The sequence below is a fragment of the Hydrogenophaga sp. RAC07 genome (assembly GCF_001713375.1).
Taxonomy (GTDB): Bacteria; Pseudomonadota; Gammaproteobacteria; order Burkholderiales; family Burkholderiaceae_C; genus Hydrogenophaga.
On record NZ_CP016449.1, the window covers coordinates 2,029,078 to 2,050,938 of the forward strand.

Annotated in this window: 15 protein-coding genes; 4 read left to right on the forward strand and 11 right to left on the reverse strand. The window is 64.4% G+C overall.

Annotated elements, in window-relative coordinates; all coding sequences use genetic code 11:
• Positions 1 to 7: 7 nt before the first annotated feature.
• The 7 genes from lpdA (BSY239_RS09490) to BSY239_RS09520 all read right to left on the reverse strand — a co-directional run bounded on the left by lpdA (BSY239_RS09490) (position 8) and on the right by BSY239_RS09520 (position 9,936).
• Positions 8 to 1,435: a dihydrolipoyl dehydrogenase gene (lpdA, locus tag BSY239_RS09490; RefSeq protein WP_069046636.1), complete on the reverse strand. Its 1,428-nt coding sequence runs from the start codon at positions 1,433 to 1,435 to the stop codon at positions 8 to 10.
• 173 nt (positions 1,436 to 1,608) lie between these two features.
• The gene (gene odhB / locus BSY239_RS09495) at positions 1,609 to 2,868 is read right to left on the reverse strand and encodes a 2-oxoglutarate dehydrogenase complex dihydrolipoyllysine-residue succinyltransferase (protein WP_069046637.1); all 1,260 of its coding nucleotides are present in this window, start codon (positions 2,866 to 2,868) and stop codon (positions 1,609 to 1,611) included.
• 82 nt (positions 2,869 to 2,950) lie between these two features.
• Positions 2,951 to 5,842, reverse strand: coding sequence for a 2-oxoglutarate dehydrogenase E1 component (locus BSY239_RS09500; protein WP_069046638.1), 2,892 nt, complete (start codon positions 5,840 to 5,842; stop codon positions 2,951 to 2,953).
• Between the two features lie 177 nt (positions 5,843 to 6,019).
• Positions 6,020 to 6,394 (reverse strand): ArsR/SmtB family transcription factor, encoded by a 375-nt coding sequence (locus tag BSY239_RS09505; RefSeq protein WP_069048894.1) that lies wholly within the window; start codon positions 6,392 to 6,394, stop codon positions 6,020 to 6,022.
• A gap of 96 nt (positions 6,395 to 6,490) precedes the next feature.
• A complete protein-coding gene (locus BSY239_RS09510; protein WP_069046639.1) occupies positions 6,491 to 8,392 on the reverse strand; it encodes a propionate--CoA ligase in 1,902 nt (633 codons plus the stop codon).
• Positions 8,393 to 8,510: 118 nt separating this feature from the next.
• A complete protein-coding gene (locus BSY239_RS09515) occupies positions 8,511 to 9,122 on the reverse strand; it encodes an isochorismatase family protein (RefSeq protein ID WP_069046640.1) in 612 nt (203 codons plus the stop codon).
• Between the two features lie 79 nt (positions 9,123 to 9,201).
• The gene (locus BSY239_RS09520) at positions 9,202 to 9,936 is read right to left on the reverse strand and encodes a TetR/AcrR family transcriptional regulator (protein ID WP_069048895.1); all 735 of its coding nucleotides are present in this window, start codon (positions 9,934 to 9,936) and stop codon (positions 9,202 to 9,204) included.
• Positions 9,937 to 10,199: 263 nt separating this feature from the next.
• Between BSY239_RS09520 and BSY239_RS09525 the strand changes: the two genes are divergently transcribed.
• On the forward strand, positions 10,200 to 10,766 hold the full coding sequence (locus tag BSY239_RS09525; RefSeq protein ID WP_069046641.1) for a C40 family peptidase: 567 nt from the start codon (positions 10,200 to 10,202) through the stop codon (positions 10,764 to 10,766).
• A gap of 65 nt (positions 10,767 to 10,831) precedes the next feature.
• On the opposite strand, the gene lpdA (BSY239_RS09530) is transcribed toward BSY239_RS09525, so the two are convergent.
• The 3 genes from lpdA (BSY239_RS09530) to aceE are packed head-to-tail and all read right to left on the reverse strand — an operon-like array spanning position 10,832 to position 17,112.
• Positions 10,832 to 12,661 (reverse strand): dihydrolipoyl dehydrogenase, encoded by a 1,830-nt coding sequence (gene lpdA / locus BSY239_RS09530; protein WP_069046642.1) that lies wholly within the window; start codon positions 12,659 to 12,661, stop codon positions 10,832 to 10,834.
• A 60-nt stretch (positions 12,662 to 12,721) separates the two neighbouring features.
• The gene (gene aceF / locus BSY239_RS09535) at positions 12,722 to 14,389 is read right to left on the reverse strand and encodes a dihydrolipoyllysine-residue acetyltransferase (protein ID WP_069046643.1); all 1,668 of its coding nucleotides are present in this window, start codon (positions 14,387 to 14,389) and stop codon (positions 12,722 to 12,724) included.
• Positions 14,390 to 14,409: 20 nt separating this feature from the next.
• Entirely contained in the window at positions 14,410 to 17,112 is a 2,703-nt protein-coding gene (gene aceE / locus BSY239_RS09540) for a pyruvate dehydrogenase (acetyl-transferring), homodimeric type (protein WP_069046644.1), read from the reverse strand.
• 203 nt (positions 17,113 to 17,315) lie between these two features.
• On the opposite strand from aceE, the gene BSY239_RS09545 reads away from it, so the two are divergent.
• The 3 genes from BSY239_RS09545 to folD all read left to right on the forward strand — a co-directional run bounded on the left by BSY239_RS09545 (position 17,316) and on the right by folD (position 21,429).
• Positions 17,316 to 19,877, forward strand: a complete 2,562-nt coding sequence (locus tag BSY239_RS09545) for a PAS domain-containing sensor histidine kinase (protein ID WP_069046645.1) — start codon at positions 17,316 to 17,318, stop codon at positions 19,875 to 19,877.
• Positions 19,874 to 20,500 (forward strand): response regulator transcription factor, encoded by a 627-nt coding sequence (locus BSY239_RS09550; protein ID WP_069046646.1) that lies wholly within the window; start codon positions 19,874 to 19,876, stop codon positions 20,498 to 20,500. The genes BSY239_RS09545 and BSY239_RS09550 overlap by 4 nt, the downstream gene beginning before the upstream one ends.
• A 77-nt stretch (positions 20,501 to 20,577) precedes the next feature.
• A complete protein-coding gene (gene folD / locus BSY239_RS09555; protein WP_069046647.1) occupies positions 20,578 to 21,429 on the forward strand; it encodes a bifunctional methylenetetrahydrofolate dehydrogenase/methenyltetrahydrofolate cyclohydrolase FolD in 852 nt (283 codons plus the stop codon).
• On the opposite strand, the gene BSY239_RS09560 is transcribed toward folD, so the two are convergent.
• Complete coding sequence (locus tag BSY239_RS09560; RefSeq protein ID WP_335583430.1) at positions 21,426 to 21,848, reverse strand: DUF4149 domain-containing protein; 423 nt, start codon at positions 21,846 to 21,848, stop codon at positions 21,426 to 21,428. The two genes, folD and BSY239_RS09560, sit on opposite strands and share 4 nt — an antisense overlap.
• Positions 21,849 to 21,861 lie beyond the last annotated feature (13 nt).

Below are 21,861 nucleotides of genomic sequence, written 5' to 3' on the forward strand. Positions count from 1 at the left end.
TGCCGGTTCAGAAGTTCAGCGTGCGCTTGTCCACCGCGAGCGCGGCTTCTTTCGTGGCCTCCGACAGCGAGGGGTGCGCATGGCAGATGCGCGCGATGTCTTCGGCGCTGGCCTTGAACTCCATGGCCACCACGGCCTCGGCGATCAACTCGCTGGCCATGGGGCCGACGATGTGCACGCCCAGGATCTCGTCGGAAACCGCATCGGCCAGAAACTTCACCATGCCGGTGGTGTCACCCAATGCACGCGCGCGGCCGTTGGCCAGGAACGGGAAGGTGCCGGCCTTGTACGCGGCGCCACGGGCCTTGAGCTGCTGCTCGGTCTCGCCGACCCACGCGATCTCGGGGCTGGTGTAAATCACCCAGGGGATGGTGTTGAAGTTCACATGGCCGTGCTGGCCGGCGATGCGCTCGGCCACCGCCACGCCCTCTTCTTCCGCCTTGTGCGCCAGCATGGGGCCGCGCACCACGTCGCCCACCGCCCACACACCCTTGAGGTTGGTGCGGCATTCAGCGTCGACCACGATGGCGCCGCGCTCGTCAAGCTGCAGGCCCACCGCTTCGGCGTTGAGGCCGATGGTGTTGGGCACGCGGCCGATGGAGACGATGAGCTTGTCGGCGTCCAGCGACTGGGCTTCGCCCTTGGCGTTGGTGTAGGCCACGCTCACGCCTTTTTTGGAGGTCTTGATCTCGCCGACCTTCACACCCAGTTCGATCTTCAGGCCCTGCTTGTCGAACGCCTTCTTGGCTTCCTTGGCGATCTGCTCGTCCACCGCACCCAGGAACGTGGGCAGGCCCTCCAAGATGGTCACGTCCGACCCGAGCCGGCGCCAGACCGAGCCCATTTCCAGGCCGATCACGCCGGAGCCGATCAGCACCATTTTCTTGGGCACGGCGCCCAGGCGCAGCGCGCCGTCGTTGGACAGCACCATTTCTTCGTCGAACGGCGTGCCGGGCAAGGCGCGTGCGTTGGAACCGGTGGCCACGATGATCTGGCGCGCGGTCAGCAGCTCCTCTTTGGCACCCGTGACCTGGATTTCGTAGCCGGCTTCCACCGCCTTGGCGAACGAGCCCCGGCCATGGAAGAAGGTGACCTTGTTCTTCTTGAACAGGTACAGGATGCCGTCGTTGTTCTGCTTCACCACCGTGTCTTTGCGGCCGATCATCTTGGCGATGTCGATCTTGACGTTGGTGGCGGTGATGCCGTGGTCGGCGAAGTGGTGGTTGGCGTGGTCGAAATGTTCCGACGATTGCAGCAGCGCCTTGGACGGGATGCAACCAACGTTGGTGCAAGTGCCGCCCGGGGCCGGGCCTCCGGCAGCGTTTTTCCACTCGTCGATGCAGGCGACCTTGAAACCGAGTTGGGCTGCGCGGATGGCGGCGATGTAGCCACCGGGGCCGCCGCCGATGACGACGACGTCAAATGTTTGGGACATGTTGTGCTTTCAATGAGGTTCTTCAAAGCCCGGAAGGAACGTCATTGCAGGAACGCGACGCCACAACTTCCAGAAATCCCGCGGAACCGGCTTTGCCGGGCCGCAGGGATTGCCCCCTTGAGGGGGGATTCGGCTACACGAGGTGAGCAAGAAAGGGGGTGAATCCAATCTATTCAGATGTCGAAGAGCAGACGGGCCGGGTCTTCCAGCGCCTCTTTCATGGCCACCAGGCCCAGCACGGCTTCGCGGCCGTCGATGATGCGGTGGTCGTAGGACATGGCGAAGTAGTTCATGGGGCGAACGACGACCTGGCCGTTTTCCACCATGGCGCGGTCCTTGGTGGCGTGCACGCCCAGGATGGCCGACTGGGGCGGGTTGATGATGGGGGTGGACATCATCGAGCCGAAGGTGCCGCCGTTGGAAATGGAGAAGGTGCCCCCGGTCATTTCGTCGATGCCCAGCTTGCCGTCCTTGGCTTTCTGGCCGTACTCGGCGATCTTTTTCTCGATGTCGGCAAAGCTCATCTGATCGGCGTTGCGCAGGATGGGCACCACCAGGCCGCGCGGCGAACCCACCGCGATGCCGATGTCGAAGAAGCCGTGGTAGACGATGTCGTTGCCATCCACCGAGGCGTTTAGGATGGGGTACTTCTTGAGCGCGTGCACCGCGGCCTTGACGAAGAAGCTCATGAAGCCGAGCTTCACGCCGTGTTCCTTCTCGAACTTCTCCTGGAACTTCTTGCGCATCTCCATGACCGGGGCCATGTTGATTTCGTTGAAGGTGGTCAGGATGGCGTTGGTCGACTGCGATTGCAGCAGGCGCTCGGCCACGCGGGCGCGCAGGCGGGTCATGGGCACGCGCTCTTGCGGGCGGTCACCCAGATCGGGCGCGACCACGGGCACCTGCGGCAGCACCTTGGCGGGTGCGCCGGTAGGGATCGCCACGGGCGCGGCCACGGCGGCAGGCTTGGGTGCGGCCACGGCCGACAACACGTCGCCCTTGGTCACGCGGCCGTCTTTGCCGGTGCCGGCCACCGAGCCGGAGGCCAGGTTGTTGTCGGCCATCAGCTTGGCGGCGGCGGGCATGGCCACGCCGGCTTTGCTGGTGGAGGCGACGGCGGCAGCCACTGCGGCAGGGGCCGGAGCGGCTGCGGGCGTTGCAGCAGCTGCGGGTGCGGCAGCACCGGCCACGGCGGCCGTGTCGATGCGCGCAATCAACTGCTCGGCCGCCACGGTGGCGCCGTCGGCCTGCAGGATTTCAACCAGCACGCCGGCCGAAGGAGCCGGCACTTCCAGCACGACCTTGTCAGTCTCGATCTCGATCAGGATCTCGTCGACCGCCACCGCGTCGCCGACCTTTTTCTTCCACTGCAGCATGGTGGCTTCGGCCACCGATTCGGAGAGCTGCGGAACTTTGACTTCTACGATTGCCATGTTTCTTCTACCTGTTTGTTTCGGACTGCGCTGAGCCAGCCGACCCACGATGCAACGTCACGGGTCGGGCGGCGCGAGCGGCTTACTTGGTGAGGATGTAGCCCTTGAGCTTGCCGAAGGCGGCGTCGATCAGGTTCTTCTGCTGTTCCTGGTGCAGGTGCGAATAACCCACGGCTGGCGAGGCGGACGCGGCGCGTCCGGCGTAGCCGAGCTTCTGACCGTCGAGCATGTTCTCGTGGATGTAGTGCTGCACGAAGAACCACGCGCCCTGGTTTTGCGGCTCGTCCTGGCACCACACGATGTCGGTGGCGTTGGGGTACTTGCGCAGTTCTGCACCAAACACCTTGTGCGGGAACGGATAGAGCTGTTCCACGCGCAGGATCGCCACGTCGTCGGACTCGCGCTCCTCGCGCTTTTTCACCAGGTCGTAGTACACCTTGCCCGAGCAGCAGATGACGCGCTTGACCTTGTCGGCCTTCTTCGCCACGTCGGCGTTCTGGTCGGGGATCACGGTCTGGAAGCCGCCCTTGGTGAACTCGGACAACGGCGAGGTCGCGTCCTTGTTGCGCAGCAGCGACTTGGGCGTGAAGATGATCAGCGGCTTGCGCAGTCCGCGGATCATCTGGCGGCGCAGCACATGGAAGATCTGGCTGGCCGTGGTCGGCTGCACGATCTGCATGTTGGTGTCGGCGGCCATCTGCATGAAGCGCTCCAGACGCGCCGAGCTGTGCTCGGGGCCCTGGCCTTCGTAGCCGTGCGGCAGCATCAGCGTGATGCCGTTGACGCGGCCCCACTTCACTTCGCCGGACGCGATGAACTGGTCGATCACCACCTGGGCGCCGTTGACGAAGTCGCCGAACTGCGCTTCCCAGATCACCAGCGTGTTCGGGTCGTTGGAGGCGTAGCCGTACTCGAAGGCCAGCACGGCTTCTTCGGACAGGATCGAGTCGATCACCACGAACGGGGCCTGGTTGTCGGCCACGTTCTGCAGCGGCACATAGGTGCCCTCGTCGAACTTCTCGCGGTTCTGGTCGTGGATCACGGCGTGGCGGTGCGTGAACGTGCCGCGGCCGCAGTCTTCGCCCGACAGGCGCACCGGGAAGCCGCTGGCCACCAGCGAGGCGAACGCCATGTGCTCGCCCATGCCCCAGTCCACCGGAATCTCGCCACGGCCCATGGCCGCACGGTCGGCGTACACCTTCTTCACCAGCTGGTGCGGCGAGATGGTGTCGGGGATCGTGGTGAGGCGTTCCGAGAGGCGCTTCCACTCGGCCATGGGAATGGCGGAGTCTGAGCTGTCGGTCCACTTCTTGTTGAGGTACGGGCTCCAGTCGACCGCGAACTTGCTCTTGAAGTTGGTCAGCACCGGGTCCACCGTGTGGCGACCGTCGTCGAGTGCGGCGCGGTAGGCCTTGACCATGTCGTCACCGATCGTCTCGCCCAGGCCCTGCGCGACCAGCTTGTCGGCGTACAGCTTGCGCGTTCCGGGGTGGGACGCGATCTTCTTGTACATCAGTGGCTGGGTCAGGCTCGGGGTGTCCTGCTCGTTGTGGCCCAGCTTGCGGAAGCACACGATGTCGACGACCACGTCCTTCTGGAAAGCCATGCGGAATTCGAGCGCGAGCTGCGTGGCGTACACCACGGCTTCGGGATCGTCACCGTTCACGTGCAGCACCGGCGACTCGATCATCTTGACGACATCGGAGCAGTACAGCGTGGAACGGCTGTCGCGCGGGTCTGAGGTGGTGAAGCCAATCTGGTTGTTGATCACCAGGTGCACCGTGCCGCCGGTCGAATAACCGCGCGTTTCGGCCAGCGCCAGCGTTTCCATCACCACGCCCTGGCCTGCAAAGGCGGCATCGCCGTGCACCAGCACCGGCAGCACCTGCTTGCCCAGCGGATCGCCGCGGCGGTCCATGCGGGCGCGCACCGAGCCTTCAACCACGGGGTTGACGATCTCCAGATGCGAGGGGTTGAAGGCCAGCGACAGGTGGACCGGGCCGCCGGGGGTGGTCACATCGGAGCTGAAGCCCTGGTGGTACTTCACGTCGCCTGAAGGCAGGTCTTCGGGGGCGGTGTGGTCGAACTCGGCAAACAGGTCCTTGGGCATCTTGCCCAGGGTGTTGACCAGCACGTTCAGACGGCCGCGGTGGGCCATGCCGATCACGATTTCCTGGATACCGACCTGTCCGGCCTGACGGATCAGTTCGTCCATGGACGCGATGAAGCTCTCGCCACCTTCGAGCGAGAAGCGCTTCTGGCCCACGTATTTCGTGTGCAGGAAACGCTCGAGGCCTTCGGCGGCGGTCAGGCGGTCGAGGATGTGTTTTTTCTTTTCGGCGTTGTAGGCCGGCTTGGAGCGCGTGCTCTCCAGGCGCTCCTGCCACCAGCGCTTCTGGCTCTGGTCGGTGATGTACATGTACTCGGCACCGATGGAGCCGCAGTAGGTTTCACGCAGGGCATTGAGCAACTCGCGCAGGGACATCGTCTCCTTGCCGAAGAAGGTGTTGCTCGTGTTGAAGATCATTTCCAGATCGGCGTCGGCAAAGCCGTAGAACGCCAGATCGAGCTCGGGAATGTTGTCGCGCTCGGCGCGCTTGAGCGGATCGAGGTCGGCCCAGCGGGCACCCACGTTGCGGTAGGCCGCGATCAGCTGCTGAACGGCGACGCGCTTGCGGCCCAGGTCGGAGTCGGCGCCAGCGGCGATGACGACCTTGGTCCCGCCCTGCTTGGCACGGTCGGCAAAGGCGTTGATGACGGGCTGGTGCGGAACGTCGCGGGCGTCTGATCCGTCGCCGGCAGGCACGTTCTGGAGGGCGTCGAAGTAACCACGCCAGTTGTCCGGCACGCTGCCGGGGTTGGCAAGGTAGTTCTCGTACATCTCTTCCACGTACGGCGCGTTGCCGCCGAAGAGGTACGAGTTGGTCTTGTAGGCAACATAGACGTTGCCCCCATTGGCTTGGGAATCGCTCATAAATCCGCTGACCTCCGTTTCCCTGCAGGAAACATTAGCTGGTTAGAAAAACCTTCCGCTGCACGGCTTGACCGTTATGCGGATGCGACAGTGACTGTGGAAGGACCTGACTGCAACCCAGGATTGTGCCACCTTGGGCTGCGCGTGCTGAAAAAGTTTGGCGACAGTGCAATGACGTCAGGATGTCACGCGGGGAGACAGGCGCTCCGACGGTGGTACGGCGCTGGGCTCGTCGATCTCGATGGCGATCTGCGTGCACACCGTGCGGCACAACATCACCGCCTTCTCGCTCTGCACCCGGTAAATCACCTGCGTGCCCTCCTTGCGCTTGGCGAGCACGCCCGAGCGGTAGAGCAGGTTCAGGTGTTGCGACAGGTTGGGCTGGGTGGTGTCGATCTCCTGCAGCAACTGCGAAACCGACTTTTCGCGGTCGCACAGCGCACTGAGGATGCGCAGCCGCATGGGCGTAGCCAGCACACCAAAGAGCTCGGCCGCGAGTTCAAACACCCGCACCCGTTCCACCTGGCCTTCGGATTCGATCATCTTGTCCATGGCACCCATCGCTCGTGTGAATATAAGCATGGATCATACTTAGAAAGCACCGAAACCGCGATGCACCCGGCTGCGCATCGAGCACCTGCGCGGCCCTCAGGCCAGCAGGTCCTTGATCTGCTGCAGCGCGGCCGGATCGTCCATGGTGGTCAGGTCGCCGGGGTCGCGGCCTTCGCACACCGCCTGGATGGCCCGGCGCAGCAGCTTGCCGCTGCGGGTCTTGGGCAGCACCGAGACGAAGCGCACGCGGGCCGGGCGCGCCACGGCGCCCAGTTGTTCGTCCACCAGTTTCATCACCTCGCCTTCGAGCTTCAGCCTGGCTGCGTCGTCGGTGAGTGTCGAGGCGTCCTTGACCACGGCAAAAGCCATGGCCACCTGTCCCTTGAGCTGGTCGGCCACCCCGACCACCGCCACCTCGGCAATGCGAGGGTGGCTGGAAATGCTTTCCTCGATCTCACGCGTGCCCAGGCGGTGCCCGGCCACGTTGATCACATCGTCGGTGCGGCCCAGGATGAAGAAGTAGCCGTCCTCGTCCTTGATGCCCCAGTCGAAGGTGCTGTAGACCAGCTTGCCGGGCACGCTGGACCAGTAGGTCTTGACGAAACGGTCGTCGTCGCGCCACACGGTCTGCATGCAGCCGGGCGGCAGCGGGCCTTCGATGGCCACCACGCCTTTTTGGCCCGGTTCGGTGAGCTCAGCGCCGGTCTGATCGTCGAGGAGCTTGACGTTGTAGCCGTACACCGCGCGCCCGGGCGAGCCGAACTTGCTGTTGGCCGGCTCCACGCCGTTGCACAGCGACAGGATGGGCCAGCCGGTTTCGGTTTGCCAGTAGTTGTCGATGATGGGCTTGCCCAGCGCGTCGGCGATCCACTGAGCCGTGGGCTCGTCCAGCGGTTCACCAGCGAGAAACAGGGCCTTGAGGCTGGAGAGGTCGTGGTCCTTGATGAACGAGGCGTCGTACTTCTTGAGCACCCGCACCGCCGTGGGCGCGCTGAACATGACGCTGACCTTGTACTTCTCGACCAGGTGCCACCAGATACCGGCATCGGGCCGGATCGGCAGGCCCTCGTACATGATGGTGGCCATGCCGGCGATCAACGGGCCGTAGACGATGTAGCTGTGACCCACGACCCAGCCGATGTCGCTGGTGGAGAAGTACGTTTCGCCCGGCTCGCCCATGAACACGTGCTTCATGCTCGCGGCCAAGGCCACGGCGTAACCGCCGGTGTCGCGCTGCACGCCTTTGGGTTTGCCGGTGGTGCCGCTGGTGTAGAGCGTGTAGCTCGGGTGGGTGGCATCCACCCATTCGCAGGGCACCACGGTGTCCAGGTGCTGTCCGCGCGCACTGGCGTAGTCCACATCACGCCCGGCGGTGAGCTTCATGGGCGCCAGACCGCGGTTGACCATCAGCACCTGTGCCGGCTTGTGGGTGGAGAGGCGGATGGCCTCGTCCAGCAGCGGCTTGTATTCGACCACCTTGCCACCGCGCGAGCCGGCATCGGCACTCACGACGACGACAGGGGAGGCGTCTTCAATGCGGCTGGCCAGCGAGTGGCTGGCAAAGCCGCCGAACACCACCGAATGGATGGCGCCGATGCGCGCACAGGCCAGCATGGCAAAGGCCGCCTCGGGAATCATCGGCATGTAGATCAGCACGCGCTCGCCCTTCTTCACCCCCAGGCTGAGCAAGACCGCGGCCATGCGCTGCACCTCGGCGTGCAGTTCGCGAAAGCTGTAGCTGCGCTCCACATCGGTTTCGGTGGAAACGAAGATCAGCGCGTTCTGGTCGGCCCGGTCCTTCAGGTGACGGTCCACCGCGTTGTGGCACAGGTTGGTGAGCCCGCCTTCGAACCAGCGGGCGAACGGCGGGTTGTCGTGATTGCAGACCCGGTCAAACGGCTTTTTCCAGTCCACCAGGGCGGCCTGCTCGGTCCAGAACGCGTCGCAGTCTTCGATGGATCGGCGGTAGAACTCGGCGTAACCCTGCGTCTGGCTCATGAACGTCTCCTGCTGGCGTGGTAGTGGTCTGCACTCAAACTGAATTCATAATTATGAGCAGCCGGCTTGCGACAGGCTGACATGCGCCGGGACCATCCCCCGCACATGTTCCTCGGGCTTACTTGATCAACGCCTGCACGTCGCGAAACAGCGGGTGGTCCGCCGTGCGCAGCCACTCGAAGGCCACCATCTCGGTGGTCACCAGTTCGGCGCCGGCGCTGGCCAGACGGTCAAAGGCGGCATCGCGGTTGCGCTCGGTGCGAGAACCGCAGGCATCGGTGACCACCCAGACATCAAACTCCTGTTCGATCAGCTCCAGCGCGGTCTGCAACAAACAGACGTGTGCCTCGCAGCCTGCCAGCACCACCGTCTGGCGCTCGGCGGCGGGCGCCGCCGCGGGTTTCTGCAGGTGCTTGGGCAGGCTGCGCGCGTTGCCGCCACCCTGCGCCGGGCGGGCGGGTGGGCGCAGCCAGTCGCCCAGGCCATCAGACACGGCACCGAAGTGCATCTTCGACAATGTCTTGCGGCACAGCTCGCGCAACTCCGGCGGAATGGAGCCGAGTTTTTCGGGATTCTGTTCGGTGCCCCAGATCGGCACCTCCATCAACTGGGCCATGCGGGCCAGGCGCACGGCATTGGCGAGCACCTGCGGGCCTTCAAAAATGGCGGGCATCAGGCGAGCCTGGTAGTCCACCAGCACCAGTTGGGAGTCGTCAGCGTCCAGCAGCATTCGTGTCTTTCGTGTGTCGTTCAAGGAGTCGGGATGGGGGATTTTCGCAGCGCGGCGCGCGCCACTGCTCCGCCGTGCCTCAAAGACCGAACAAATCCGCCTGGTCCAGTCGCCGGGATGTTGCCGGTGCACCGGGGTTGAGCCGCTCGACCAACTGCTCCACATAGGTCACGAACAGCGCTTCGGCCGACTGTCCGAACAGCCCGAGGCGGCCGGTGTGCTGCAGCAGCAGCAGACCCACACCGTGGGCAAACAGCGCGGTGTTTTCGCGCATGGCCACGTCCAGCGACAGTCCCATGGCCTGCAACGCCACCTCGCAGGGGCGCAGTGCGTCCTGCAATCGGCCGTTGAGCTGTTGGTTGAGGTCGCCGGCGAGCCCGTGCGCCGACAGCCCCTGCACCAGATAAAAGCCCAGATCCAGATCGCGCGGGCTGCGGGCATAGAAACCGAACCACGCTTGCGCCTTGGACGTCAACGTCAATTGGGGTTGCGACTTGAACGACCGGGCACCAGCCACCTCGGCGTTGAGCCGCTCCAGCGACTCGGCGAGCAGCGCGGCATAGATCGCCTCTTTGCTGTCGAAATAACTGTAGATCGCCCCCGGCGTGTAGCCGGCGCGGCGTGCGATCTCGCGGATGCTGGCGCCCTCCACGCCCCGCTCCGCAAACACGCTTCGCGCCGCATCCAGGACCAGCGCCCGCCGCGTGTCGGACATGGCGAGCTGGCGCTGCTGGCGTTGCTGCTGTTGGCGCTCGGTGGCCTCACGCTCGGCAGCCGACAAGACCGGGGTGAGTTCGTGCAACTGGACTTCCATGACCGCAGTGTAGCCGGGCATTTTGACCCGTTGATTTTTTTGAACAACCCGTCATTTGTTTGAACTGCGTTCAATTCATGAGCCATCCGTCGCTTGTTTGAACGTGCCCTTGGCGATTTGCTCGGCGCCAAAGCTCTGAACGGTCGTTCAACGCCTCCACGCGGAAGAATGTCTGCTCGAGCACCCCAAACACCAACAAAATCAAGCATTTGCGGACCATTTCTCGCTTGACTTGCCAAGGTATCGCCGATACCCTGCGCGGCATGCGTCACATCCTCCCTGTTATTCTGGTCAGCCTGTCGGCTGCGGTACACGCCGCTCCGCCAGACTCCGCGTTCGAGGACATGGACGCTTTGCTGGTGGAAAAGGGCCTCATGGCCCGCCTGGGCAACCAGCTGCAAAACGCCCGTCACAGCGTGGGCGACCAGGCCTCCAGCCTGGTGATCAACGCCATGGCGTTCCTGGGCGTGCCTTACAAATACGGCGGCAACACGGTGGAGACCGGCTTCGATTGCAGCGGCTTTGTTCGCGCGGTCTACGAACAATCGCTGGGCAAGATCCTGCCGCGCCGCTCCGACGAGCAAGCCGCCGCCACCGAGGTGATCGACCGCAGCGAACTCAAGCCCGGCGACCTGGTGTTTTTCAACACCATGCGCCGCGCGTTCAGCCACGTGGGCATCTACGTGGGTGACGGCAAGTTCATCCACTCGCCACGCTCGGGATCGCACGTGCGCATGGAAGACATGCGCATGGCTTACTGGAACACCCGCTTTAACGGGGCGCGCCGCGTGCCCATGGCCACCAACAGCGCTGCACCAGCTTCACCCTGAATTCATCCCCCAAAAAAAGCCCGCAGGTTGATGCAACCTGCGGGCTTTTTGCTGTGCGACCCAGACTATTTGCGGGCCGGCGGCACGTCGGTGCAGCTCCCGTGTGCGATTTCAGCCGCCATGCCGATGCTCTCGCCCAGCGTGGGGTGCGGGTGGATGGTCTTGCCAATGTCCACAGCGTCGGCGCCCATCTCGATGGCAAGTGCGACTTCACCGATCATGTCGCCCGCGTGCGTGCCGACCATGCCGCCACCCAGGATCTTGCCGTGGCCGTGCGCCTCGGGTGAGTCGTCAAACAGCAGCTTGGTCACGCCTTCGTCGCGCCCGTTGGCAATGGCGCGGCCAGAGGCCGTCCACGGGAACAGGCCCTTCTTGACCTTGATGCCTTGGGCCTTGGCCTGGTCTTCGGTGAGGCCCACCCAGGCCACCTCGGGGTCGGTGTAAGCCACGCTGGGGATCACGCGGGCGTTGAACGCGGCCGAGGCCAGCTCCTGGTTGCCCTGCAGTTCCCCTGCGATCACCTCGGCCGCCACATGCGCTTCGTGCACCGCCTTGTGCGCCAGCATGGGCTGCCCCACGATGTCGCCGATGGCGAAGATGTGCGGCACGTTGGTGCGCATCTGGATGTCGACATTGATGAAGCCACGGTCCGTCACCGCCACGCCGGCCTTCTCGGCCGCGATCTTCTTGCCGTTGGGCGTGCGGCCCACGGCCTGCAGCACCAGGTCGTACACCTGTGGCGCGGGCGCCGTGCCGCCTTCTTCGGCGGCGGCAAACGTCACCTCGATGCCCTCCGCAGTGGCCTTGGCCCCCACCGTCTTGGTCTTGAGCATGATGTTGTCGAAGCGCTTGGCGTTCATCTTTTGCCAGATCTTCACGAGGTCGCGGTCGGCGCCCTGCATCAGGCCGTCGAGCATTTCCACCACGTCCAGGCGCGCGCCCAGCGTGCTGTAGACGGTGCCCATCTCCAGGCCGATGATGCCGCCGCCCAGAATCAGCATGCGCTTGGGCACTTCCTTGAGTGCCAGCGCACCGGTGCTGTCCACCACACGCGGATCCTCGGGCATGAAGGGCAGGCGCACAGCTTGCGAACCGGCCGCGATGATGGCCTTCTTGAACGCAATCACCTGCTTCTTGCCGGTCTTGTCCTGCGCCGTGCCACTGGTTTCTTCCACCTCCAGGTGGTTGGCACCGACGAAGGCACCGTAGCCACGCACCGTGGTGACCTTGCGCATCTTGGCCATGGCGGCCAGGCCGCCGGTGAGCTTGCCGATGACCTTTTCCTTGTGGCCGCGCAGCTTCTCGATGTTGACCACCGGGCGGCCGAAGTCCACTCCGAGGTCGGCCATGTGGCTGACCTCGTCCATGACCGCCGCCACGTGCAGCAGTGCCTTGGACGGAATGCAACCCACGTTCAGGCACACACCACCCAAGGTGGCGTAGCGCTCGACCAGCACGACCTTGAGGCCGAGGTCGGCGGCGCGGAAGGCTGCGCTGTAGCCACCGGGGCCGCCGCCGAGCACGAGCACGTCGCAGTCGAGGTCGGCGGAGCCGGCGAAAGCAGAACCGGTTGGCGCAGCTGCGGCCGGTGCGGCGGCAACGGGCGCTGGGGAGGCCGCAGGGGCGGCCGTGGGTGCAGGCGCCGCAGCGGCGACACCCGCCGCCTCCAGCGTCAACACCACACTGCCCTGCTTGACCTTGTCGCCCAGCTTGACCTTGAGTTCCTTCACCACACCCGCAGCGCTGGAGGGAATCTCCATCGAGGCCTTGTCGCTTTCCACCGTGATGAGCGATTGCTCCGCCTTCACTGTATCGCCGGGTTTCACCAGGAGTTCGATCACCGCGACTTCGTCGAAGTCGCCAATGTCGGGCACTTGTATTTCAATGATCGCCATAAATTTCCCTATTCGGTTGGGGTCAGAGCACCGCTGTGCGGTGGTCTGACCCACAAGGCATCAGAGGAGCACACGACGGAAGTCGCCGAGGATCTGGCCGAGGTACGCGTTGAAACGCGCGGCCGCAGCGCCGTCGATCACGCGGTGGTCCCAGGTCAGCGAGAGCGGCAGCATCAGGCGAGGCACGAATTGCTTGCCGTCCCACACCGGTTCCATGTTGCTCTTGCAGACACCGAGGATGGCCACCTCGGGCGCATTGATGATGGGCGTGAAGTAGCGCCCGCCAATGCCGCCCAGGCTGGAGATGGTGAAGGTCGCACCGCTCATCTCGGCCGGGCTCAGCTTGCCTTCGCGCGCTTTGGCGGCGAGCTCGCCCATCTCCTTGCTGATTTGCAGCACGCCTTTTTTGTCGGCGTCCTTGATCACCGGAACCATCAGGCCGTTGGGCGTGTCGGCCGCAAAGCCGATGTGCCAGAACTGCTTGTAGACCAGCGCATCGCCGTCCAGCGAGCTGTTGAACTCGGGGAATTTCTTGAGCGCGGCCACGCAGGCCTTGATCAGGAAAGCGAGCATGGTCACCTTGACACCGCTCTTCTCGTTTTCCTTGTTGGTGGACACACGGAAAGCTTCGAGGTCGGTGATGTCGGCGTCGTCGAAGTTGGTGACGGCCGGGATCATGATCGCGTTGCGCAGCAGGTTGGCGCCGCTGATCTTCTTGATGCGGCCCATCTCCTTGCGTTCGATCGGGCCGAACTTGGCGAAGTCGACCTTGGGCCAGGGGATCAGGCCCAGCTCGGAGCCACCACCGCCGGTCGACGCGGGTGCCTTGGCCGCTTGCGCGGCGGTCTGCACCGCCCCGGCCATCACGGACTTCGTGAACGACTGGATGTCTTCGGCGGTGATGCGGCCCTTGAGGCCTGAGCCTTTGATTTCAGCCAGCGGAACACCGAGTTCGCGAGCGAACTTGCGCACCGACGGCGAGGCGTGCGGCAAACCCACAGGCGCTGAGGCGGTGGGGTTGTGAGCGGGAGCAGCAGGCGCTGAAACCGTGGCCGCCTGAGGTGCCGACGCAGCAGCTGGAGCGGCTGCGGCAGGAGCGGGCTTGGCCCCCTCGCCCCCTTGGGCAGCGGGCTGAGGGACGCTCGCCGCAGCAGAACCTTCCAGAATCGCCAGCAAGTCCCCGATGTTGACCGTGTCACCCACCTTGACCTTGAGTTCCTTGAGCACGCCGGCGTGCGACGACGGAATCTCCATCGACGCCTTGTCGGACTCCACCGTGATCAGGCTTTGTTCCAGCGCGATCTTGTCGCCGGGCTTGACCAGGACCTCGATCACCGCGACGTCCTTGAAGTCGCCGATGTCGGGCACGAGCACCTGGACCGGGCCGCTGGCCGCAGGGGCCGCTGCGGCCGGGGCAGGAGCGGCCACTGGGGCCGCCGCCGCTGGGGCTGGGGCTGCTGCGGCCACCGGAGCTGGAGCTGCGGCTTCACCCGCAGCCTCCACCACCAACACCACCGAACCCTCTTTCACCTTGTCGCCCAGCGCGACCTTGAGTTCCTTCACCACACCGGCCGTGCTCGACGGAATTTCCATCGACGCCTTGTCGGACTCCACCGTGATCAGCGACTGCTCGGCCTTGACCGTGTCGCCCACTTTCACCAGCAGTTCGATCACCGCCACCTCGTCGAAGTCGCCGATGTCCGGGACCTTCACATCTATGAGTGCCATGTTCTTGTCTCCTCGCCGTATCAGGCGTACAGCGGGTTGATCTTGTCGGCCTTGATGCCGTACTTGGCAATGGCTTCGGCCACCTTGGCCACCGGCACCGTGCCCTCTTCGCTCAGCGCCTTGAGTGCGGCCACCACGATGTAGTGGCGGTTGATCTCGAAGTGCTCACGCAGCTTGCTGCGGAAGTCGCTGCGACCGAATCCGTCGGTGCCCAATACCTTGTAGGTGCGGCCTTTGGGAATGAATGGGCGGATCTGCTCGGCGTAGTTCTTCATGTAGTCGGTGGACGCCACCACGGGGCCGGTGTGTTTTTCCAGCTGCTGCGCCACGAACGACACACGCTGCGGCTCGGTGGGGTGCAGCAGGTTCCAGCGCTCGGCGTCCTGGCCGTCGCGGGTGAGCTCGTTGAAGCTCGGGCAGCTCCACACGTTGGCGGCCACGCCCCAGTCTTTTTCCAGCAGTTCCTGCGCGGCAATCGATTCGCGCAGGATGGTGCCGGAGCCGAGAAGCTGAACGCGCGGCGTGAGCTTGGCACCCTCCCTGCAGAGGTACATGCCCTTGATGATCTGGTCTTCGGTGCCGGGCGTGAGGCCGGGCATGGCGTAGTTCTCGTTCAGCAGGGTCAGGTAGTAGAAGACGTTGTCCTGCTTCTCCACCATGCGCTTCAAACCGTGGTGCAGGATCACGCCGACTTCGTGTGCAAACGTCGGGTCGTAGCTGATGCAGTTGGGGATCGTGCCGGCCAGGATGTGGCTGTGGCCGTCTTCGTGCTGCAGGCCTTCGCCGTTGAGCGTCGTGCGCCCGGAAGTGCCGCCCAGCAGGAAACCGCGCGCCTGCATGTCGCCCGCCGCCCAGGCCAGGTCTCCGATGCGCTGGAAACCGAACATCGAGTAGTACACGTAGAACGGCACCATGATGCGGTTGCTCGTGCTGTAGCTCGTGGCGGCTGCGATCCAGCTGCTCATGCCGCCGGCCTCGTTGATGCCTTCCTGCAGGATCTGCCCGGCCTTGTCTTCCTTGTAGTACATGACCTGGTCCTTGTCGACCGGTGTGTAGTTCTGACCTGCGGGGTTGTAGATGCCGATCTGGCGGAACAGGCCTTCCATGCCGAAGGTGCGCGCCTCGTCGACCAGGATGGGCACGATGCGCGGACCCAGGGCCTGGTCGCGCAGCAGCTGGGTGAGGAAGCGCACGTAGGCCTGCGTGGTCGAGATCTCACGGCCTTCCACGGTCGGCTCCATCACGGCCTTGAAGGTCTCGATGGAGGGCACGGTGAAGCTCTCGTCGGCCTTCACGCGGCGCTTGGGCAGGTACCCGCCCAGGGCCTGGCGGCGCTCGTGCAGGTAGCGCATTTCCGGCGTGTCGTCGGCCGGCTTGTAGAACGGGATCTTCGACAGTTCACTGTCCGGGATCGGCAGGTTGAAGCGGTCGCGGAAGATCTTGATGTCTTCGTCGGTGAGCTTCTTGGTCTGGTGCACCGTGTTCTTGCCTTCGCCCGACTTGCCCATGCCGAAGCCCTTGACGGTCTTGATCAGCAGCACGGTCGGCTGGCCCTTGTGGTTGACCGCCTTGTGGTACGCCGCGTAGACCTTTTGTGGGTCGTGGCCGCCGCGCTTGAGGTTCCAGATGTCGTTGTCGCTGAGGTGGGCCACCATTTCCAGCGTCTTCGGATCACGGCCGAAGAAGTGCTTGCGCACGTAGGCACCGTCGTTGGCCTTGAAGGCCTGGTAATCGCCATCGACCGTGTCCATCATGATCTTGCGCAGCGCACCGTCCTTGTCTCGCGCCAGCAGCGAGTCCCACTCGCTGCCCCACAGCAGCTTGATCACGTTCCAGCCGGAGCCCCGGAACTCACCTTCGAGTTCCTGGATGATCTTGCCGTTGCCGCGCACCGGACCGTCCAGGCGCTGCAGGTTGCAGTTCACCACGAAGATCAGGTTGTCGAGGTTCTCGCGTGCGGCCAGGCTGATCGCGCCCAACGACTCGACTTCGTCCATTTCACCGTCACCGCAGAACACCCAGACCTTGCGGTTTTCGGTGTTGGCGATACCGCGGGCGTGCAGGTACTTGAGGAAACGCGCCTGGTAGATCGCCATCAGCGGGCCCAGGCCCATGGACACCGTGGGGAACTGCCAGAACTCGGGCATCAGCTTGGGGTGCGGGTAGCTGGAAAGGCCCTTGCCATCCACCTCCTGGCGGAAGTTGAGCAGTTGCTCCTCGCTCAGGCGGCCTTCCAGGTAGGCGCGGGCATAAACGCCGGGCGACACGTGGCCCTGGATGTAGAGGCAGTCGCCGCCGTGGTTCTCGCTCTCGGCGTGCCAGAAATGGTTGAAGCCCGCGCCGAACATGTGGGCCAGAGACGCAAACGAACCGATGTGGCCGCCGAGGTCACCACCGTCTTCGGGGTTGTGGCGGTTGGCCTTGACCACCATGGCCATGGCGTTCCAGCGCATGTAGGCGCGCAGGCGCTCTTCGATCTCGATGTTGCCGGGGCAACGCTCTTCCTGGTTGGGCTCGATGGTGTTCACATAGCCCGTGGTGGCCGAGAACGGCAGGTCGATGCTGTGCTGGCGGGCTTCTTCGAGCAACTGCTCCAGCAGGAAGTGGGCGCGTTCCGGGCCCTCCCGCTCGATCACGGCGCCCAGCGCCTCCATCCATTCGCGGGTTTCCTGGGTATCCAGGTCGCCGGCGCCGCGGCCGTCCTGCGCGTTGTTCGCTGCCATATTTGTCTCCTGTTGATTGAAATCGAGCTTACGGGGGGCGTTCCGTGCTGTCACGGAGTTTCCCACAATGTTTTCCAGATTTCAATATGTGCTTTTACTTTCTACATTATGAAATCTATGCGGCGCGCAAAAACGCGATGGCAACGCCCGGGCGCTTCACAAATCGGAGCAAACAGGGCCTGCTCACTTAGACTCGGTGGGGTATGAGTCCAGCCCCCTCCTCGCCGTCGTCAACCACGCCCCAAGCCGCCCAGAGCCCTTGGTGGAAACGCTGGTGGCGCCGCCTTCCGCCTTCGCGCCAGGATCGCTTTGCCACGTTGGCGCCGCTGCTGTCGGTGCTGCTGTTCCTCTCGGCCATCGTCGTGGCCATCACCTACCTGCGGTTCGAGGAACTGGAGCGAGAACAGGAAGCCGTCACGCGCGACGTGGAGTACGCACAGCAGCGGCTGCGGCTGCGGCTGCTGGAGCGTCAGGAACAGCTGATGCGCCTGGCCCGCGAAATCGACAACCGGGACATCGACACGGAAGAGTTCGTGTTTCAGGTCGAGGCCTTGGTGAGCCAGTTCCCCGAGCTGCAGGCTGTGACCTGGGTCGACGCCCGTCGCAACGTGCTCGCAAGCTACGCATCGCCCAGTGCACCGCTGCGCCTGATGCGGCCCACCGGCAGCACGCTCTCGCCCAACGAAACCGACGGCACCTTCGACCTCGCACGTGACCTGCGCCAGCCCACCTATTCGCGCCCGCTGGAAACGCAGGACCCGCGCAACGCCACGCTGATGTTGCATGTGCCGCTGAGCGAACAAGGGCGCTTTGCCGGCACCGTCATGGGCGAGTACGCCATCGACGGCCTCATGCGCTTCGGCATGCCGCCGGAGATCATGGCGCGCTACGCCGTCGCGTTGGTGGACGACCGCGGCCAGGTGCTCGCGGGCAGCCTGCAGGCGCCGAGCGAAGTGCTGCGCCTGCTGCCGTGGTCGAATCCGCCGTTGGAACACGAGGTGCCCGTCTCGCCAGTGGGGAACGGCCTGATCGTGAAGGCCCAGGGCTACCGCACCTCGCAGGACATCGTCGGCAGCGGCTTCTTCTGGGTGATCGGCGCGCTGTCCGCGCTCACCGTGTGGATGCTGCTGGGCACCTGGCGCCACACGCGCCGCCGCGTTCAGGCGCAGCAGGCATTGGTGTCCGAAACCAACTTCCGCCGAGCCATGGAAAACTCCATGCTCACCGGCATGCGTGCGCTCGACATGCAGGGCCGCATCACCTACGTGAACCCGGCTTTCTGCTCCATGACGGGGTGGACCGAAGGCGAACTGGTGGGGCGCACCGCTCCGTTCCCCTACTGGCCCGACGAAGACCACGACCAGCTCACCGCCCGCCTGGAAGACGAACTCCGTGGACGGTCCACGCCCGGCGGCTTCGAGGTGCGCGTGCAAAGGCGCGACGGCAGCATCTTCGATGCACGCATGTATGTGTCGCCCCTGATCGACCCCAAGGGCCACCAGACCGGCTGGATGACCTCGATGACCGACATCACCGAGCCCAAGCGCATCCGCGAAGAGCTCTCGGCGTCCTATGAACGCTTCACCACGGTGCTGGAGTCGCTCGACTCCGCCGTTTCGGTGGCACCGCTGGGCAGCGACGAGATGCTGTTCGCCAACAAGATGTACCGCATGTGGTTCGGCACCCGCGGCCAGGGTCACCGCCACCTGGTGGACCTGGCGGGCAACCAGCCCACACCCAGCCCCGACGACGGTGATGCGGTGGACGCGTTTGCGGGCATGCCCACCGAAACCTTGACGGATGCCGGCGCGGAAAACGCCGAGGTGTTCGTGGAAGAGCTCGACCGCTGGCTGGAGGTGCGCACGCGTTACCTGACCTGGGTCGACGGGCGTCTGGCCCAGATGGTGATCGCCAGTGACATCACGCCGCGCCGTTATGCCGAAGAGCAGGCTTCGCGCCAGGCCGAACGCGCGCAAACCGCCAGCCGCCTGATCACCATGGGGGAGATGGCATCGAGCGTGGCGCACGAACTCAACCAGCCTCTCACCGCCATCAGCAACTATTGCAACGGCATGATCACGCGCGTCAACGAAAACAAGATCAGCACACAAGACCTGCTGGGCGCGCTGGAGAAAACTGCGCGCCAGGCGCAGCGCGCAGGCCAGATCATCCAGCGCATCAAGGCCTTCGTGAAGCGCAGCGAACCCAACCCCGCGCCCTCCGACGTGGCGCAGATGGTGAGCAACGCGATCGAACTGGCCGACATCGAGCTGCGACGCCACCAGGTGCGCTTGTCCCCCTATGTGGCTGCACGCCTGCCCAGCCTCATGGTCGATCCGATCCTGATCGAACAGGTGCTGATCAATCTGTTGAAGAACGCGGGCGAAGCCATCATGCAGGCGGGGCGTGCGCCCGGGGAGCGCTACGTGGAATTGCGCGTGGGACCACGCCGCCAGGACGATGTGGAGGTGGTCGAATTCTCTGTGCGCGATTCGGGCAACGGCGTGCCCGACGAGATGATCGAACGCATCTACGAAGCCTTCTACAGCACCAAGAGCGAGGGCATGGGCATCGGCCTCAAGCTGTGCCGCAGCATCGTCGAATCCCACCACGGAAGGATGCAAGTGCACAACATCTACAATGGGGAAGAGGTTGTGGGTTGCTGCTTCAGTTTCTGGATCCCCGTGGTGTCCAGATTGAAAGTTGGCGACGCATCAACCGGACCTGCCACAGAGCCGGTGACGGACACAGAAAGAGCGAGATGAGTTTGATCCCGAAAAAAGGCACTGTTTATGTCGTTGATGACGACGAGGCGGTGCGCGACTCACTTCAATGGTTGCTCGAGGGCAAGGACTTCCGGGTCCGCTGCTTCGAATCGGCCGAAGCTTTCCTCAGCCGGTACGACGCCCGTGAGGTCGCTTGTTTGATCGCCGACATCCGCATGGGCGGCATGACCGGCATGGAGCTGCAAGAGCGGCTGATCGAACGCCAGTCGCCTTTGCCCATCGTCTTCATCACCGGCCACGGCGACGTGCCCATGGCGGTGGAATCGATGAAGAAGGGCGCGCTCGACTTCATCCAGAAGCCGTTCAAGGAAGACCAGTTGGTCACGCTGGTGGAGCGCATGCTCGAACGTGCCCGCGAAGCCTTCACCACCCACCAGCAGGCGGTGAGCCGCGACGCCCTGCTCTCCAAGCTCACCAGCCGGGAAGCCCAGGTGCTGGAACGCATCGTGGCTGGCCGGCTCAACAAACAGATCGCCGACGACCTGGGCATCAGCATCAAGACGGTGGAGGCGCACCGCGCCAACATCATGGAAAAACTCGGCGCCAACACCGTGGCCGACCTGCTCAAGATCGCGCTGGGGCAGACCCCGGCCAAGGCCTGACACTCCGACCCACAGACCCGATCAACGCCCGCCCTTCCCGGCGGGCGTTTCCATTTCAACCGCAGCCCGCTCACCCCATGACCGCACAACTCATCGACGGCAACGCCCTTTCCCGCCAACTTCGCGCCGACGTGACTGCGCGCGTCACCGCCTTGAAAGCCAAAGGCATCACACCCGGCCTGGCGGTGATCCTGGTGGGTGAAAACGCAGCATCGCAGGTGTACGTGCGCAACAAGGTCAAGGCCTGCGAAGACACCGGCATGCACTCGGTGCTGGAGCGCTGGCCCGCCACCATGACCGAAGCCGAGCTGCTTGCGCGTGTGGACGCGCTCAATGCCGACGCCACCATCCACGGCATCCTGGTACAGCTGCCGCTGCCCGCGCACATCGACGCGCAGAAGGTGATCGAAGCGATCTCACCGGCCAAGGATGTGGATGGTTTCCACATTGCCAGCGCCGGTGCGCTCATGACCGGCATGCCCGGCTTCTGGCCCTGCACGCCCTACGGCTGCATGAAGATGCTGGAGAGCATCGGCTGCGAGCTCAAGGGCAAGCACGCGGTGGTGATCGGTCGCAGCAACATCGTGGGCAAGCCCATGGCGCTCATGCTGCTGCAGCAGAACGCCACCGTCACCATCTGCCACAGCGCTACGAAAGACCTGAAAGCGCTGACACTGCAGGCCGATGTGATCGTCGCAGCAGTGGGCAAGCGCAACGTGCTCACCGCCGACATGGTCAAACCCGGCGCCGTGGTGCTCGACGTCGGCATGAACCGCAACGACGAAGGCAAGCTGTGCGGCGATGTGGACTTTGACGGCGTGAAAGACGTCGCGGGCTACATCACGCCCGTGCCCGGCGGTGTGGGCCCCATGACCATCACCATGCTGATGGTCAACACCCTCGAATCCGCCGAACGCCTCGTGGCCTAAACCTGTTCGCTGCGTGGCGCGCTGAGACGCCACAAGACGGCACCGGCACACAGCCACTGCCCGAGCACCATCACCGTGCCCACCCCGTGCCACAGGCGCAGGTTGCCGCCGCTGGCGCGCGCGGTGACGATGTTCTGGGCCACGCCGAATTCCTGCACCAGCGCGAGCAGCATCGCGAACAGCACAAAGCCCATGGTGGTGAGTGCGGAGGGCGCGATGGCGACGCCTTCGCCACGCCAGCGGCGCAGCATCAGCAGCAGCGCCATGCCCAGCACAAGGCCGGCCCAGCATTGCAGCGAAAAGATCCTTGCCGCCACCGGGCCGGCCATGGCCGGGCTGCCCAAGCTGGCAAAAAGCAAAGGCACTGCCAGAAAACTCAGTGCCGAAATGCCGCCCCACCACAGGGCGGCGACGAACACAGCCAACCGTTGC

Bases quoted from the DNA above. Each gene is read 5' to 3' on its own strand.
- lpdA (WP_069046636.1), bottom strand. From the start codon at position 1,435: ATGTCCCAAACATTTGACGTCGTCGTCATCGGCGGCGGCCCCGGTGGC.
- odhB (WP_069046637.1), bottom strand. From the start codon at position 2,868: ATGGCAATCGTAGAAGTCAAAGTTCCGCAGCTCTCCGAATCGGTGGCC.
- BSY239_RS09500 (WP_069046638.1), bottom strand. From the start codon at position 5,842: ATGAGCGATTCCCAAGCCAATGGGGGCAACGTCTATGTTGCCTACAAG.
- BSY239_RS09505 (WP_069048894.1), bottom strand. From the start codon at position 6,394: ATGGACAAGATGATCGAATCCGAAGGCCAGGTGGAACGGGTGCGGGTG.
- BSY239_RS09510 (WP_069046639.1), bottom strand. From the start codon at position 8,392: ATGAGCCAGACGCAGGGTTACGCCGAGTTCTACCGCCGATCCATCGAA.
- BSY239_RS09515 (WP_069046640.1), bottom strand. From the start codon at position 9,122: ATGCTGCTGGACGCTGACGACTCCCAACTGGTGCTGGTGGACTACCAG.
- BSY239_RS09520 (WP_069048895.1), bottom strand. From the start codon at position 9,936: ATGGAAGTCCAGTTGCACGAACTCACCCCGGTCTTGTCGGCTGCCGAG.
- BSY239_RS09525 (WP_069046641.1), top strand. From the start codon at position 10,200: ATGCGTCACATCCTCCCTGTTATTCTGGTCAGCCTGTCGGCTGCGGTA.
- lpdA (WP_069046642.1), bottom strand. From the start codon at position 12,661: ATGGCGATCATTGAAATACAAGTGCCCGACATTGGCGACTTCGACGAA.
- aceF (WP_069046643.1), bottom strand. From the start codon at position 14,389: ATGGCACTCATAGATGTGAAGGTCCCGGACATCGGCGACTTCGACGAG.
- aceE (WP_069046644.1), bottom strand. From the start codon at position 17,112: ATGGCAGCGAACAACGCGCAGGACGGCCGCGGCGCCGGCGACCTGGAT.
- BSY239_RS09545 (WP_069046645.1), top strand. From the start codon at position 17,316: ATGAGTCCAGCCCCCTCCTCGCCGTCGTCAACCACGCCCCAAGCCGCC.
- BSY239_RS09550 (WP_069046646.1), top strand. From the start codon at position 19,874: ATGAGTTTGATCCCGAAAAAAGGCACTGTTTATGTCGTTGATGACGAC.
- folD (WP_069046647.1), top strand. From the start codon at position 20,578: ATGACCGCACAACTCATCGACGGCAACGCCCTTTCCCGCCAACTTCGC.